The organism is Maridesulfovibrio ferrireducens, from assembly GCF_016342405.1.
Lineage (GTDB): Bacteria > Desulfobacterota > Desulfovibrionia > Desulfovibrionales > Desulfovibrionaceae > Maridesulfovibrio > Maridesulfovibrio ferrireducens_A.
The window spans coordinates 19,642-36,830 of the sequence record NZ_JAEINN010000021.1 but is presented as its reverse complement, the minus strand read 5'-3'; the positions used below and the strand labels follow the sequence as shown (position 1 = coordinate 36,830).

At 43.7% G+C, this 17,189-nt stretch carries 11 protein-coding genes; 9 read left to right on the top strand and 2 right to left on the bottom strand.

Annotated features, from left to right (window positions below):
• Positions 1-218 precede the first annotated feature (218 nt).
• Complete coding sequence (locus JEY82_RS17570; protein WP_304088026.1) at positions 219-1,622, top strand: HD domain-containing phosphohydrolase; 1,404 nt, start codon at positions 219-221, stop codon at positions 1,620-1,622.
• Positions 1,623-1,633: 11 nt separating this feature from the next.
• Complete coding sequence (locus JEY82_RS17565) at positions 1,634-3,019, top strand: sigma-54 dependent transcriptional regulator (RefSeq protein ID WP_304088023.1); 1,386 nt, start codon at positions 1,634-1,636, stop codon at positions 3,017-3,019.
• A 7-nt stretch (positions 3,020-3,026) separates the two neighbouring features.
• Here the strand turns inward: JEY82_RS17565 and JEY82_RS17560 are convergent, their stop codons facing one another.
• Positions 3,027-3,725, bottom strand: a complete 699-nt coding sequence (locus JEY82_RS17560; RefSeq protein WP_304088020.1) for a carbonic anhydrase — start codon at positions 3,723-3,725, stop codon at positions 3,027-3,029.
• 396 nt (positions 3,726-4,121) lie between these two features.
• Here JEY82_RS17560 and JEY82_RS17555 point away from each other — a divergent pair, with 396 nt between their 5' ends.
• From JEY82_RS17555 to JEY82_RS17540, 4 genes are read left to right on the top strand one after another with little or no spacing between them, the layout of a single operon-like run.
• A complete protein-coding gene (locus tag JEY82_RS17555) occupies positions 4,122-6,182 on the top strand; it encodes an RHS repeat domain-containing protein (protein ID WP_304088017.1) in 2,061 nt (686 codons plus the stop codon).
• Positions 6,183-6,240: 58 nt separating this feature from the next.
• Positions 6,241-6,936: a hypothetical protein gene (locus tag JEY82_RS17550; RefSeq protein ID WP_304088016.1), complete on the top strand. Its 696-nt coding sequence runs from the start codon at positions 6,241-6,243 to the stop codon at positions 6,934-6,936.
• A 44-nt stretch (positions 6,937-6,980) separates the two neighbouring features.
• On the top strand, positions 6,981-7,208 hold the full coding sequence (locus JEY82_RS17545) for an RHS repeat-associated core domain-containing protein (protein ID WP_304088014.1): 228 nt from the start codon (positions 6,981-6,983) through the stop codon (positions 7,206-7,208).
• Positions 7,209-7,250: 42 nt separating this feature from the next.
• The gene (locus tag JEY82_RS17540) at positions 7,251-8,987 is read left to right on the top strand and encodes a dipeptidase (RefSeq protein WP_304088011.1); all 1,737 of its coding nucleotides are present in this window, start codon (positions 7,251-7,253) and stop codon (positions 8,985-8,987) included.
• A gap of 80 nt (positions 8,988-9,067) precedes the next feature.
• Here the strand turns inward: JEY82_RS17540 and JEY82_RS17535 are convergent, their stop codons facing one another.
• The gene (locus JEY82_RS17535; RefSeq protein ID WP_304088009.1) at positions 9,068-11,773 is read right to left on the bottom strand and encodes a bifunctional acetate--CoA ligase family protein/GNAT family N-acetyltransferase; all 2,706 of its coding nucleotides are present in this window, start codon (positions 11,771-11,773) and stop codon (positions 9,068-9,070) included.
• A gap of 223 nt (positions 11,774-11,996) precedes the next feature.
• Here JEY82_RS17535 and acs point away from each other — a divergent pair, with 223 nt between their 5' ends.
• From acs to JEY82_RS17520, 3 genes are all read left to right on the top strand, one after another.
• Entirely contained in the window at positions 11,997-13,976 is a 1,980-nt protein-coding gene (gene acs, locus JEY82_RS17530) for an acetate--CoA ligase (RefSeq protein WP_304088007.1), read from the top strand.
• A gap of 20 nt (positions 13,977-13,996) precedes the next feature.
• A complete protein-coding gene (locus tag JEY82_RS17525; protein WP_304088006.1) occupies positions 13,997-14,482 on the top strand; it encodes a pyridoxamine 5'-phosphate oxidase family protein in 486 nt (161 codons plus the stop codon).
• A 116-nt stretch (positions 14,483-14,598) separates the two neighbouring features.
• Positions 14,599-17,133: a cache domain-containing protein gene (locus tag JEY82_RS17520; RefSeq protein ID WP_304088005.1), complete on the top strand. Its 2,535-nt coding sequence runs from the start codon at positions 14,599-14,601 to the stop codon at positions 17,131-17,133.
• Positions 17,134-17,189: the final 56 nt, after the last annotated feature.

Genomic DNA, 17,189 nt, shown 5'->3' with positions numbered 1-17,189 from the left:
CAGTATAAGTCATCCGAATATACTGCATTCACTTGTGTTGTCGATCAAGTCAATTCCACACGAAACGTCGAGGAGCCATAAAATACTCCTTACACTTGCCTGAAATCAAAACTCGTGATTATACTATATCAGCTATAAACCAACTCAAATTGGATGCGTCTAGCAGTTGTTGGACTTAATACCTTAATATATGATCAGCTATAACTACCGAGTTTTATATGCTTCCCTACCCAGAAAAGCCGGAACCAAGCAATCAAATGCCACGAGTTCTTATCGTAGAAGATGAAGCTATTGTTGCACTTGATATCAAAAGTAGACTTCTCGCCTTAGGATATACTGTAGTCGGAACTGCTTCCAATGGAATAACCGCCATTGAAATGGCTCTTCACCTGTCACCGGATCTTATCCTCATGGATATAATGCTCGAAGGAGACTTGGACGGAATTGATACAGCCAAAGCAATTGGCGGAGATTGCTCCATTCCGGTAATTTATATTACCGCTTACGCTGACAATGAAACGCTGAAACGAGCCAAAGTAACAGAACCTTTCGGCTATATCATTAAGCCTTTTGAAGACAGGGAATTAAACCTGACTATCGAAATAGCTCTTTATAAGCACAAAGCGGAATGCTCTCTCAAAGAAAATCGCCGCTGGCTTAAAACAACCTTCGACAGTATAGCCGACGCAGTTGTAACGATAGATCAAAACGGAATAATAAAATCCGTGAACAAAACAGCCTCCGTTATGCTGGAATCTTCACCTGAAGACCTTTTCGCAAAAAAATTCAGTGAAGAAATCAATATGGTGGACTCTTCAACATTAAAATCCATTAGTCTTTTAAGAACTTTAAGTTCAAAACCTGAAGAAACGCTGCTGATTGAAGATATTGCTCTGAAAACAAAAACCAAAACTATTCCAGTTTCGGTAAATATTTCCAAAATTCAAGACAAAAACATCGTCATGGGTACTGTTATTATATTCAGAGATATTTCACAGATCAAAGAAAGTGAAGTCGCTCTCAAAAAAAGCATTAAGCAGTTACGGCGTACATTTGATGAAACTGTTGCCGCCCTTGCTACCATGTCCGAAAAACGCGATCCGTACACCTCCGGGCATCAGCAAAGGGTAGCCGAACTGGCTTCCAGAATAGCGGCAAAACTTCATCTACCGGTAGAAAAAATTCACTGCATCAAAATTGCCGGAATCCTTCATGATGTAGGAAAAATTTCTATCCCGGCTGAAATTTTATCAAAACCCACAAGGCTTACTGATCTGGAAATGAGCTTAGTAAAAACTCATCCTGAAATAGGTTATGAAATTCTTAAAGGTATTTCTTTCCCCTGGCCTGTTGCAGATATTGTTCGACAGCACCACGAAAGGCTTGACGGAACCGGCTACCCGGATGGACTATCGGAAAAAATCATTCTGCCTGAATCAAAAATAATCGCAGTTGCAGATGTTGTGGAAGCGATGAGTTCACACCGCCCTTACCGCCCCGCTCTGGGATTTGGTAAAGCTATCGCAGAAATTGTAAAAGGACGCGGAATTATCTATGATGCTGACGTAGTTGATGCCTGTATAGATATTATTGAAAACGAAACTTTTTCCTTCGGCCAATAAACGGACACCAAATGAGCAAAAGCATACTTATAGTCGATGATGAAGATGGAATTAGATATTCTCTTAGAGGCGTCTTAGAAGATGAAGGTTTTTCCGTAAGCGAAGCTGACAGCGGCGAAAACGCATTGAAATCTATATCGGACGATATGCCGGATCTGGTTTTTCTGGATATCTGGCTGCCCGGAATGGATGGACTTGAAGTCCTAGACCGCATCAAAAAAGAATGGGACTGGCTGCCCGTGGTGATGATTTCCGGTCATGGAAATATCGAAACAGCTGTTTCTGCAATCAAAAAAGGTGCTTTTGACTTCATTGAAAAACCCCTTTCACTGGAAAAAGTAGTTATAACTGCTGAAAAAGCAGTCAAATTTTCGAACTTGCAATCTGAAAACAAAGCTCTGCGAACACGTATTGAAACTGAACAACCTGCCAAATTGACAGGTCGCTCAGAAGCAATCGTATCCTTGCGCGAAATTATCGGGCAAGTTGCTCCGACTGACGCGTGGGTTCTCATCACCGGCGAAAACGGGACCGGCAAAGAAATTGTCGCCCGCTCAATCCATTCGCAAAGTCTTCGTAAAGACAGGCCGCTGGTTGCCGTAAACTGCGCGGCAATACCGGAAGAACTTATCGAATCAGAACTTTTCGGACATGAAAAAGGAGCCTTCACAGGAGCCGAAAGAGCACAGGAAGGGAAATTTGAGCTGGCGGACACCGGAACTCTATTTCTCGACGAGATTGGTGATATGAGCCTGAAAACACAGGCTAAAATACTAAGGATACTTCAAGAACAATGTTTTGAAAGGGTCGGTGGTCGTAAAACAATCAATGTGAATGTGCGTGTTATCGCCGCAACAAACAAAGACCTTTTTCAGGAAATTAAAAACGGTAATTTCCGCGAAGATTTATACTACAGGCTTAAAGTTTTCCCTCTCGAAGTTGCTCCTCTAAGAGACAGGTCTGAAGATATTCCGCTACTTATCGAAGAATTTATAACCCGCCTCAACAGACAGCATGGATTCAAACCGCTGACCTTTACAAACTCGGCATTGAAAGTTCTGTCCGAATACGCATGGCCCGGAAATGTCCGTGAACTGAAAAATTTTGTGGAACGGATGCTTATTATGTTCGGCGGCAAGGAAGTTGGACCGGACAAACTACCCCCCGAGATTGCGGACAACCCCAAAGTTGAAAGCATCGAACAGGATCAACTGCCTCTTCCGCTTCCTGAAGGGCAACTGGATTTCAAAAAAGCCCGCGCGGATTTTGAAGCCCAATTCCTTGAAACTAAACTGAAAGAATTTAACGGCAGTGTCTCTAAGCTGGCAGAAGCTGTCGGACTTGAAAGAAGTTCATTATATCGTAAACTTAAATCTTACGAAATTCAGACGGATTAGCTGTAAGCTAGGGTCCAAGCCAATTAATGGCTCCGGTATCTGTGTTGTAAACAGCCCCCATAACCTGAACTTTACCTGACCGGACTTTATCAAGCACTCCGGGGCAGTGCCCTAAAATATCGCGTAAAACCTGCCGAACATTCGTTTCAGCAACCTTATCAACCAGCTCATTTCCTTTTAATGAAGGGTACATGAGTTTGGTCATTTTTATGGCCGGCTCCATTTTACCCATCAGTTGAACCAGATATCCCTTAACAGTCATCTTTTCGACCGCTGCCTTAATGATACTGCTCCTTGTATGCCCCATGACGACAAGAAGCGGAGTTTCAATTGCGAGCATTGAGTATTCTACAGAAGCCAGAGTATCTGTTCCTGCCACATTTCCTGCAATCCGCACTGTGTAAATATCCCCCAGACCACGGTCAAAAATCAGCACAGGATCTACTCGCGAATCTGCCCCGGTAACAATCGTTGCAAAAGGCTGCTCCCCTTTCAGAGCCAGCACTTTCCGCTGATGGGAAGTTTGATTAGGATAAACACTGGAACCTTTTACAAAACGCTGATTGCCTTCTTTCAAAAGTACAAAGGCCTGATCCGCATCAAGCAAAGGTTGATCAGGGATGGCGGAACCGTTTCGAGCAAAACTAATTCCCGCTGTCATCGATAGCAGGATTAATATTATAAAAATTGAAAACGATTTTCTCAATTTGAGTCTCCGCCGGTTTGGTAAGTTTAATCTTTATAAAGATACCATACATACCGGAAGCATGTTTTTGCAAGCGGGCTAAAGAAATATAAGAATTCACCGATTTAGCTAGAAGACATCAATCGGGAGGTGTCCGGAACGTCCTCACGGACAGTCCGTAACAAATACCATGTTCGATCCTTCACCCCGTCTAGGTTAAGTCCATCACTTACACCTGATTAAGCTTAAGGATCTAACGTGGTATTTTTTTGTTTTTTTCACAGGACGGACCTGACTCGGCTTATTCATGTCCGCCTTGTCCATTATCCTCTGCTTATTAAGACAAACGACCATCACCCAAATTCAGAACATTTCTGTATTTGGAAAGGCGATCACAAAAATAAGTGGAGACGAAACATGATCTATCCCGGCGGTTACAAGTTAAGAAAGAAAGAAGGCAAGGATATTCCAATCAATGTTCGCCTGTATAAAAACTCACTGCCTCCCGAAGACATTCTGGAAATGATGTACGATGTGGTACCGAACTCAATTCTTGAGGGGCCGGAAGAAATGGACAGCCCCTATTATTGTCTCAAAGAATTTCCAGCCCATGAACGCATGTATCCAAGCATGATGTCCCCTGAACGTAGGGCGTTATGGGAACGCAAGCTTAGAGAAATGGAATACGAAAAGGAATATCTTAAAAAAACAAAGCGGAATCTCCACGCAAAGTTTATTGTTGAAAATCCAGAACTCCCGCTTGTTAAAGATCTGATAAATACTCAATACGGGCGGGAATTACTTGCAGAAGTTGCAAGGAATCAGCCGCGACAGCCGGAAGCTGGCACGGGTGAACATATTTATGATGAACAGAAAAGGGATTCCGTGGATGTTGAAGCTGTCGAAGCATACCAAACAAAATCGTTCATGATTCCAAATTCGGAGGAAGAGTTTTCGCTACTCGCCACCGAACGAGATGAAAACGGCAGAATCATATACACAGGCATCGTTCTCGATCCAGAAGCTATTGAACGTGAATATGAATACGACAACGGCGGCAGACTCAGCAAAGTTCTCTGCGACAACGCTGTTATTGAACATTATCAGTACGGTAAAAACGGTGAACGCTTATTCGCGGAAACTCGGCAGACAAAACCAAGGTTGTTTAAGTACGGCCAAAACATGCAACTCCTGCAAGCTGGCGAAGTAAAATATATGTACGACAATCAAGGCCGCATGATTATGAAAACTGATCTCGGGCAGGTAACTCGCTATTCATATTTAGAATCCGGCCCGCTTCACGAAGTTCGTTTACCGGACGGACGAAGAATCGAATATTCCTCTGATCCTCTGGGGCGAAGAATTGCGAAGTCTATCAACGGCAAAGTTGTCGAAAAGTATCTTTGGCAGGATTTGACTACACTTATAGCCGTGACAGACGGCGAAGGATTACACCCAAAAGTATTTTCCTATAACGAAGAAGGCGATCCCGTCAGCATGACATTTGAAGGACGCACCTTTCTTTTCGCAACAAATCAAGTCGGCACTATCTTCATGGTTGCGGACGAAAGAGGTTATGATGTAAAGCGAATTATATATGATTCGTTCGGTAATGTATTGCTCGATAGCGGAGTCAGCTTAGAGGTGTGTTTAGGATTCGCCGCGGGACTGACAGACAAAGATACCGGACTCGTACATTTGGGATATCGTGAATATAATCCCACTATCGGCAGGTTCATAACTCCCGACCCAATCGGTTTAGCTGGCGGGGATGTGGATGTTTATGGGTACTGTTTGGATGATCCTATTAATTTTCATGACCGGACGGGGTTGGCTGGGGAGAGTGAGGAATCGGATATTGGGAAAAATAAACACGAACAAATACAACGGAACAAGGCATTTGTGCGCGGACATTCGACTGACACTCCGAGTCATAATGTTCATGAAAAGGAAGAAGGATTTCCATCAAGAGTTAGAAATGGCCTTGTGAAGACCGTAAAAGGAACTAGCCAAGCTTTAGGAAAAATAGGCAGCATTGCTGGTGAAGCCGGAGTTGAACTCGTTGAGGAAGCTTTAGACGAGACTCACAAAATTGTCAGTCCGATTACTCATCCTGAGACCCAAAAAAAAGCTGCAAAGTATGGCAAAAAAGTAATTCTTGACGAAACCTCTTTGGGACAAGAGTTGACTGAATCAATTAAAGACTCTTGGAATAATATGGTTGAAAAAGGAAAAGAAACTGAAAAACATCAGAATGAAATAAATCATAAAGTTTATTCAAGTAAATGGAGTGATTTATACAGCAAAAACTCCACGCTCCGTAAGCAGCGGGCAAAGGCTATTCAGGAGGCAGTAAGTCCTTCACTTAAGGAAATTGCTAAGGCTTATTTGGATACTCCTGATGATAGGATGTCGATTGCAATTCCATACCTAAAAAAAGTGAAAAAAGTAATTAAACGCAGTCGGGTTAATAAATAAAATTGATATGGAGATGGATACTGTTGAAAGAGTGTCCATCTCCATAGTGGAGTATTTAGTGTCAAAAATATCATTGTATTTTTTTGCTGTCGTAAAACAAAATATATATTGTTTTATGATTCTTTTTATCTATTCAGTATTTAGATTTAAAAATTTGGAAGAATGGTATAGTCATTTAATGTTTTCTATTGTTATATTTTCTTTAGTCTTAAGTTTAATTAGAGACGTAAAGGGATCGTATAACTTGTTGTATATTTTTAAAAAAATAATTCTTTTTTTTGTTATTATGCTTGTTTTAGCAAAAGTAAATTCATGGTTAGCTTCTTTAATTGATAATATTTTTGATATGGTACGAATATTTCTTGGCGATATGCTAGTCTCATCAAATACTTCTTTTGATTATGATACTTTTTTTTATGTACTCTCAAGTCTTACTGCTAAATCATTTCTTTTCGCATTGTGTGCTTCAATCATTTATATGGCTACAATACTTCCGCTATCAAAATTTAAGTTTTTTCCTATGTCATTTAAGTCTTTTTTGATTAATTTTGGGGTATTGCTTGCAGTGAATAGCCTTTTCCTCGTCTTATGGAACATTTCATATTCTAAGCAAATGTACGATCTATTATTGTATTCAGGCGCAATTAATGAAGTTGTAAACATTTTTCTTGTTCTTGCTATAGGACGGATTGCTTATGAGGAATACTGTAAAAAACATTATGAACTTGATGATGTAGTTAACACTAAAATTTAAATATTTGGCCGTCTTGATGGAGATAAATTTGCTTTTAGCCGGGGGTGGATGTCCTAAACCTAAGAAACGAATATGCCCTCACCATCGGCAGGTTCATAACCCCCGACCCAATTGGTTTAGCTGGCGGGGATGTGGATGTTTATGGCTACTGCCTAGATGATCCGATTAATTTTCATGACCGGACGAGGCTTTTCATCCCTCCCATACTTACAAAAATATCCCCTCAACATTTGAACCCCATTCTTTCATATGATATGACAGACTTGATTTAAAAAATAATTATATCAATTTCAGTACTTGTCATGAGGTTCATTATGAAAACATTTCTGCTGACCTTTGTAGTTGGTGCTTTACTGCTTGCAACATATCCTGCGGCGGCATGCACAACCACTCTCACAGGTAAAAAAGCTTCTGCTGACGGCTCTGTAATGGTTTCGCACTCAGATGACGGCCTCGGAGACGGGCGGCTTATTTATGTCCCCGCAATGGACCATAAAAAAGGAAGTATGCGTGCTGTATATTACGACGGTTGCTCTCTGGGATACAAACCGGAATGGGGCGGAAGTGAAACTCAACGCCTTGTAGCAAAGGACCGCGGCCCCGGTTATGACACAGCAGGCTACACACACAGCGTCCCCATCGGTTATATCCCGCAGGTTAAACATACCTACGCATATTTTGATGCCAACTACGGCATTATGAATGAACACCAGCTTTCCATCGGTGAATGCACCGATAAGGCGAAAGTCGAACCGGAACCGGCTCCGGGTAAACGCTTATTCTACTCCTCTGAACTTTCACGGGTCGCTTTAGAACGATGCACAAAAGCACGCGAAGCCGTAAAACTTATGGGCAAACTCATCGATAAATACGGTTATTATGGAACAGGAGAAACACTTCTTGTTGCCGACACCGAAGAAGGCTGGGTTATGGAAATGTGCGGCTATGAAGAAGATGGAACAGGCGGAGTATGGGTTGCCCAGCGCGTTCCTGACGACAGTTTTTTTGTAGCCGCAAACCAGTTCCGCATCCGTGAGATTAGAGATGCGCGGGACATGATGCATTCCAAAAATGTATTCTCCGCAGCAAAAGAAAAGGGCTGGTGGTCACCTAAAAACGGCCCGCTGGACTGGACTAAAACATATGGTGACGGTGAATATCATCACCCCTATTACTCATTACGCAGAGTCTGGAGAGCGCAATCCCTTGTTGCTCCGTCCAAAAAACTTTCAGCGTGGGTGAAAGGACCGTTAACGAAAGAATACCCCTTCGCTATCAAGCCCGATAACAAACTAAGTGTGGAAAATATTTTCACCATTCACAGAGACAACTACGAAGGGACTGAATTCGACCTGACAAAAGGGTTGGCTGCCGGACCTTTCAACGATCCCAACCGATTTGAAGGACAAGCCGAATCCGTTTCCAAAAAGGAAGGCGAACTCAGCGTTGTCAAAGGAGCCTTTGAACGTCCGTTGAACATTTACAGATGTGTTTATGCCTACGTAAATCAGTCCCGCAAATGGCTTCCTGACACCATAGGCGGATTAACATGGTATGGACCGGACCGTCCGGCAACAGCATGCCTGATGCCTTTTTATGCAGGAGTTAACAACCTGCCCGCCCCGCTGCAGCAGGGTGACATTCTAAAATTTGACCGTAACAGCATGTGGACCGCTTTCAACTACGTCGCCAATTATGCAATGCTCAAATATTCTTTCATGATAAAAGACATTCATTCTGTGCGTGACCGATTTGAAGCGGAAGCATTCGGCAGACAGTTAGGAATTGAGCAGACCGCACTCAGCTTGATCAAAAACAAAAAAAAGGCTGAAGCAAAAGAAATGCTCACAAAATATTGTGACGATAATGCTCAAAGAGTGCTGAACAAGTGGTGGAAGCTGTCCGAACATCTCTACATCAAATACAATGACGGCTATCTCAATACTTCTGCCGGAATTGCCCAGTCCGTATTCTATCCGGCATGGTGGCTGAAACAAGTCGGCTATGAAAAAGGTCCGCTGACCTACGCTAAACATCCCGGAGAACATTAAAACAATAAAACCCGGCCTTGAACTTATTCAGGGCCGGGTTTTTAACTATTAATACCTAAGTAAAAAAAGATACGTATAAACTATTCCTTCTCAAGATCTTTAGAACAATCCAGCCTCATTTCAACCAGATCTTCTTCATAATTTTCGCTGATCTCAAATCCGAACTTACGCGCCAACCCCTGCATTGCTTTATTTTCAAACAAAGTCTGCCCCACCAGCCAATGGGTTCCCCTTTCGCGGGTGTACCGGATAATTTTATGGAAAAGCATACTGCCAAGACCGGTTCCCGTAAGATCGGACCTGATCAATATAGCAAATTCTGCCTCTGAATTATCCGGCTTGGTTGATGTTCGCACAACGCCCAGTGTTTCCGGTATTCCTTTCGGCCCTATCGCTGTGGCAATAAAAGCCATTTCGCGATCATAATTAATCTGGGTGAAACGTGACATATCTTTATGATCGAAATCCCTGCGGACCACTCCGAAAAAGCGCATCCGCATATCCTCATCCGACACCTGATCTAAAAAGACATAATGTGCAGGCTCATCCTCTGGTCTTATGGGACGTAACGTTACCTGTCTGCTGTCTCTCAGCACTACACATTCTTCAAGCTCTCTGGGATAAGGTCTGATTGCCAGTTCTGGACAATTTTCCCCGCATTCTGCAATCCTTACCTTCGCACCCAAAGCGAGAACTCCGGTATCATCAGCATAAAGCGGATTGATATCGAGATGCACGATTTGAGGAATATCAATGAAAAGCTGCGAAACTTGAATAAGCGTCAGACAAAGATCTTCAATATCCACGGGAGGCTGAGTAGGTGTACCTGATAAAAGCCTGAAAATACGGGTCCGGCTGATAAGCTCGCGGGCCAGACTCATATTAAGCGGCACCATTGCGATGGCTTGATCCCGAACAACTTCTCTGGTCATTCCGCCATGTCCGAAATGAATAATCGGCCCGAAAGTCGGGTCAATAGAGGCTGAAATAAACAACTCATGAGCTCTGGATCTTCTGCCCATTTTCTGAACAGTGAATCCTTCAATATAGGCGTCAGGTCTTTGTCTGTTCACACGGGTCAACATATTCGCCGCTGTCTCCCAGACTTTTTCAGGGCTGTCGAGATCGAGAACAACGCCGCCCACATCATAGGGCTGACTGATTTGAGGGGACCGAATTTTAAGAGCAACAGGACAACCCAGCTCATCCGCAGCAATAACAGCCTCACGCGCTGAAACAGCAATTTTGGTTTCAACAACAGGAAGACCGTAAGCCGCAAGGACTTTATGGGAATCCGGCTCATTTAAGGATTCACGGCCCTGTGTAAGAGCTTTGCGAACAATCTCACGGGCGGAAGTAGTATCGGGGAAAAAGTCAGAAGGCAAAGAATCCGGTGTTTCGGTCAGTAGTTCCTGATTTCGCTGATACTCAGCCATATACATGAACGCACGCACAGCCTGATCTGCACTTTCATAAGTCGGTATTCCCGCAAAAGAAAAAACTTTTCTGGCTTTACGGGACATACCTGAACCAAGCCACGCGGTCAGAACCATACGTCTGATTTTTTTAAGCCCCTTGGCTATCGTTTCAGCTGTTTCCACCCCTGAAAAACCTGAAAAAGGAACATTTACAATTAAAACCGCATCCACTCCCTTATCTTTAATAAGAATTTTAACAGCTTCAAGATATATCTCTCCCGAAGTATCAAAACCCACGCTGACCGGATTTGCTTTACCCCACCTTCCTGCAAAAAGTTTATCAAGCTTCTCTATTGTCTCATCTGAAATCTTAGCCAGCTTGCCGCCGCGGCTGATAAGTCCGTCTGCGGCTGTCAGTCCTGCACTTGTTCCGTTTGCAATAATTGCCAAACGGTTACCGCGAACAGGCTGTCTAAGGCTGGCAAGAGTCTGAGCCGCATCAAAAAGACCATCAATGGTCTGCACTCGCAACATACCGGCCCTGCGGAAAGCTACATCAAAAACTTCATCTGCCCTTGCATTCATAGTATTACCAAGCTGAGACAATTCCTGCGTCACCTGCTGTAAAGCAAGACCGGGACGAATTACCAGTACAGGCTTGTTGCGGGACGCTGCACGGGCAGCGGACATAAAGTCTCTGGCATCGTTAATTGACTCAATATAGAGCAGAATAGAGCGGGTTTGAGAATCAGACCCAAGATAATCAAGAACATCTCCGAAAGTTAAATCAATTCGGCTTCCCATAGATATCACATGAGAAAAACCGATATCGTTAGTATGCGCCCAGTCGAGAACTGTCGGAATAAAACTGTCAGACTGTGAAACAAATGCTATTTTACCCGCTTTTGCAGGGAGAGGAGCTATGCTGGCATTCAGATTCAAAGATGGATTAATAAATCCCAGACTTTTCGGACCTAAAATCCTCATCTGTGGAGAATTCGCGGCTTTCAAAAGTTCTCTGCTGAGCTTACCCCTTTCCATTTCGGTCATTTCACTGAATCCGGGACCAATCAAAGCAGCAGCTTTTACGCCTCTTTTACGTAATTTTATGAGCAGCTCCGGACATTCTGCCAAAGGGCGGCAGATAATAGCCAGATCGGGAACCTTAGGCAGAGCTTCCACGTCTTTATATGTGAGAACCCCAGAAATGGCTTCCGCATCCGTACTTACAGGCATGACCGGACCGAGAAACCCGCCTCCCATGAGATTGCGCATGAGAATATTGCCCGGATTACCAGGCTCGTTGGTGGCACCGATAACGGCTACGGACCTAGGTTGAAAAAGGAATCCCAGATTAACAACACTCATGAAAGCCTCTTTTTAATATTCAGAAGATGAAAAACAGCTCTAATATCGTCATACCTATGTATTGAAACCATTATCAAGCATAAACTACCTTGAGTTTAGTGGTAACAGAAAATTATCAGGATTGAAATTACGAGTTCAGCACTATCCATCCCGATAGAAACAGAGTATATATTGAGTTGAGGTGCACACCCCCCGAAAAGACAGGAAATATCAGAGTAAAAATATGAGTGAAAAATCCATCGAGAATTTGATGACGGAACAAAGGTCCTTTGATCCGCCTGCAGATATGCAAAATCAGGCTTTTATCGGAAGCATGGAAAAATATGACGAAGCTTGCAGAAAAGCAGTAAAAGACCCCGAAGGATTCTGGGCGGAAAGAGCGCGGGAACTACTCCACTGGAATCGTGATTTTCGCACAACTCTAGTCTCCGACCCTGAAAAACATGAATACAGCTGGTTTGAAGGCGGACGACTCAACGCTTCATACAACTGTCTGGACCGTCACCTGACAGCCGGACGCAGAAATAAAGCCGCGCTCATCTGGCAGGGCGAACCGGAAGAAGATGTACTTGTGTTCACTTACCAGATGCTACATCGCAAGGTTTGCAGATTTGCCAATGTTCTGAAAAAAATGGGCATCAGCAAAGGAGACCGGGTCGTAATATATCTACCCATGGTTCCTGAACTGGTTATAGCCATGCTTGCTTGCGCCCGTATCGGCGCTGTACACTCCATTGTTTTTGCCGGATTTTCAGCAATCAGCCTGCAAAACCGTATTCTTGACTGCGATGCCAAAGTTCTGATTACAGGCGACGGCGTACTCAGAGGCGGAAAAACAATTCCCCTGAAAAAGAATGTGGATGAAGCTCTGTTTTCATGCCCGTCGATTGAACAAGTCATAGTCGTCAAGAGAACCGGCGATGAAATAGACTTTATCGAAGGACGGGATACTTGGTGGCACGAAGAAATGGCTGCTGAAGATATCCTTGATTGCTGCGAACCTGTTCCTCTAAACTCAAACGATCCGCTTTTTATTCTTTATACATCCGGCAGCACCGGAAAACCCAAAGGAATAGTTCATACAGTCGGGGGATACCTTACATGTGCGGCACACACTTCTCAGTGGGTTTTCGATCTTAAAGAAGACGATGTTCACTGGTGCACGGCGGATATCGGCTGGGTCACAGGCCACAGTTATACCGTATACGGACCGCTCGCTCTCGGAGCTACAACTTTACTGTTTGAGGGAGTCCCGACCTATCCTAAGCCGGACAGGTTCTGGAACATCATAAATAAATTCGGCGTAAATATTTTCTATACCACCCCCACAGCCATAAGAGCGCTTATGCGGGAGGGCAGGCAGTGGACCGAAAAATACGACCTCTCGTCACTTAGAATTCTCGGGACTGTCGGAGAACCCATCAGCCCGGAAGTATGGATGTGGTACCATACCCATGTGGGCAAAGAGAAACTGCCACTGCTCGATACATGGTGGCAGACTGAAACGGGTGGCATCATGATTTCTCCGCTGCCCTATGCAACCACGCTTAAACCGGGCTCCACCACAAAACCTCTGCCCGGAATCAATGCCGCAGTAGTCCGCAGTGACGGCACTCCCGCAGAAGTGAACGAGGGCGGACATCTGGTTATCACGGACCCTTGGCCGGGAATGCTGCATTCTATAAACAACGACCGCGAACGATATACCAGAACGTACTTCGAACGGTTCCCCGGCATGTATGAAACCGGAGACGGCGCACGGATTGATGAAGACGGTTTCTTCTGGATTATGGGCAGGTTAGATGATGTTATAAACGTCTCAGGCCACAGACTCGGAACTGCGGAAATCGAGTCAGCCCTTGTTGCTCATCCCGATGTGACTGAAGCGGCTGTAGTAGGTGTTCCACATCAGATTAAAGGACAGTCCATATATGCATACGTAACCCTGCGTCCCGGCCTCGATGAAGACGAAGAAATGGGCAAGATTCTTCGTGACTGGGTCCGCAAAGAAATCGGAGCGGTTGCTGTTCCGGAGACCATACAATTCTCCGAAGGACTCCCTAAAACACGCTCTGGAAAAATCATGCGCAGAATTCTTCGTCAAATTGCAGCCGGAGAAAACGAATTCGGGGATACCTCAACGCTCTCAGACTCTTCTGTTATTAGTCAGTTGATAGAAGGACAAAAAGTCCTGTTTGAATAAAACAACTCAGGTAAGGACACATGCCAAACGAAAAAGACAAACTCGAAACCTGCCTTGAACTCATCAGAAACAATAATATTCTGGTTCTCTCTACACAGGGAGAACCCTACCCTCTTTCCTCGCTTATGACTTATGCCAGCTCCGACGATGCGTCTGAGATATACATGATCAGCCGCAAAAACAGCAACAAATGGAAGAATATCGAGAAAAACCCACAAGTGAGCCTGCTTATCGATGACCGGGACGGTAAACTTGAAAAACGACAGGGAGAAATAAAAGCATTAACCATAACAGGCATACATACTCCCGTCTCATCCATCAGCGAACGCGCTGATATTATAGAACTTATCTCCCAAAAAAACTCGAACATTGCGGATCTTTTCTCGGGACCGGAATGTGAAATTATCAGGATAAAAGCCGAATCTTTTCAGCTTCTCGATGGCCCTGACAAGGCTTTTATACGAACAAAATTGAAGGGAAAGCCTCTAAACGGTTTTACCTCATAACAGCTATATGATATCATCCAAACATAAGTATCTAGCTATTATTGTTTATTAATAATAAAAAAGATCATCGACTCACTAGATTCATCAGCCTCATTTGCACGAAGAGAGAAGACGGTATGTTTAAATCCATGAGAGCAATTATACTCCTTTTTGTCGCCGGGCTTGTTATCATAACAACCGCGGGGATTACTTTTTTTGCTCAAAGAGAAGTAACCAACTCAGTATACCAGTCTGAATACAACAATGCACAAGCTCTCATCGATTCAACTCTGCTCAATGTCTCAAACGAGTACCAAAGCTTACTCTTTTTTGAAAAAGCCATCCTTGAAAACCGCAAGGGTGAGCTAAAAGACATTATAGGTATAGCATACGCAGCTGTATTTTTAAATTATGAAAAATATAAACAAGGCACACTTACTGAGAAGGAAGCCAAGACTCTCAGTCTCGAACAGCTTAAAAATATGAGATATGATAACTGGGTCGGCTATATCTGGATTAACGACACTGGAAAGCCTGTCCCAAGCATGATAATGCACACAACACTGCCGGAACTTGACGGCAAAATTTTGGATGACCCTCGCTTCAACACCGCATCAGGTAATAGCAAAAATCTATTCGTAGCCTCCAGAGACATATGCGAAGAAAAGGGGGCCGGATACGTCGAATATCTATGGCCTAAGCCAAGTCCTGCCGGCCTAACCGAAGACCAGCCTAAAATTTCGTATGTTAAAATTTTTAAAGAATGGAACTGGATCATAGGGTCCGGCGTTTACGTAGATGACATTGAAACGGATGTTCGCAAACGCTTTGATGCAATGCTGCATGAACTGCAAGTCTCCTTGGCAAAGATTAAACTTGGAAAAAGCGGATACATCTTTATCTTTACCGGAAACCAAGAATTAGTTGTGCATCCCACATATGCAGGTATGAACACCTCAACATTACGAAATCCAGAAACAGGAGAACTTATAGGTGAGGAGCTGATCAAGTCTTCCAATAAAACCGGAGTACTTGAATACATGTGGGATAAACCTCCATACCACCTCGGTGAGTTTAAATTCAAAAAACGTACCTACGTCAGACATTTCGAACCACTGGACTGGTATGTATGTTCCTCTATTTATGTAGGAGAATTAGAACAACCGGGAATATTACTCAGAAATAAAATTATCCTTCTCTCTTTGGGCTTTCTTGCCCTTGCTCTCGCTTTTGCCACTATACTTTCAAGAAGAATTGCACAGCCTCTTTTAAAATTAACTGCGGCAAGCCGTGCAATCGGGGAAAACGGTATATCAGCAGCAAACATTCCTGTCGGCGGTCCCACAGAAACCAGAGAACTGGGAATGGTCATCAATCAGATGATTAATTCTGTTAGACGCGGCATTCTCGAAAAAGAACATCTGGTGGAAGAACTAAAAAAAGGAAACGAAGAGCTGTCATCCACAAACGAACATCTTGAAATAGAAATAAACGAACATGCACGAGTTGAAAAAGAACTTCTGCGACTTCGCAATCATCTTAAAAACATTATTGATTCCATGCCTTCTATTCTCGTAGGGGTCGACAACAAAGACCGTGTCACCCAATGGAATTCCGGGGCAGAAATTGCAACAGGATTTTCTTTAGAAGAAGCGCTGAATCGTCGCCTATACAATGTCTTTCCAGAATTGTCTTACGAATTAAAACGTGCAAAGCGAATCGTTAAAAACGGAAAAACATACGAACGAGTACGCACCCCCCGCAAGGTGGACAACGAAATACATTATGGGAACATCACTATCTACCCACTTATAGGAGACGACATAGAAGGAGCAGTTATCCGCCTGGATGATGTAACAGCTCGCGTCCAAATCGAAGAAATTATGATTCAGACTGAGAAAATGATGTCTGTGGGAGGACTTGCGGCAGGCATGGCCCATGAAATAAATAATCCTCTCGGAGGAATTCTCCAAGGCGCGCAAAACATTGAACGACGCCTTTCTCCTGATTTGCCTGGTAATATCAAAGCGGCTGAAGAACGCGGACTCTCTCTTGAAGACATGCAAAATTATATGGAAGAGCGCAAGATATTCAAAATGCTGAACAATATACGAAGTGCTGCCGAGAGAGCCGCGAAGATAATGGCAAACATGCTCGATTTCAGCCGCAAAACGGATGTGCGCCACACTTCATGTCAGATGACTGATCTCGTTGATAAAGCTTTGGCTCTGGCCGAGCAGGATTATAACCTGAAGAAAAACTATGACTTCAAACAAATCAATATTGTAAAAGATTACGCAGCCGATTTGCCTTTTGTTGTTTGTGCTCCAACTGAAATAGAACAGGTGTTGCTGAATCTTTTAGGCAATGCTGCTCACGCTATGAGCAGTGTGATAAATCCGGAAGCCCCAGCACAGATCACTATCAGAGTAAAAGAAGAAGACGGATATGTAACAACTGAAGTTGAAGACAATGGACCTGGAATGGACAAACAGACCCGCAAAAGAGTTTTCGAACCATTCTTTACCACTAAGCCGAAAGGGGTTGGAACAGGTTTAGGGCTCTCTGTTTCATACTTCATAGTCACTCAGAATCACGGCGGAACTTTCTCCGTAGACTCTGCCCCGGGCAAAGGAACTAAATTTATTTTTCAACTACCTATAAATCGCTAAGACTGTTTCCAAGGCCGCTCATAAAAATCATTCAAAGATGTCCCCGTGCATCCATT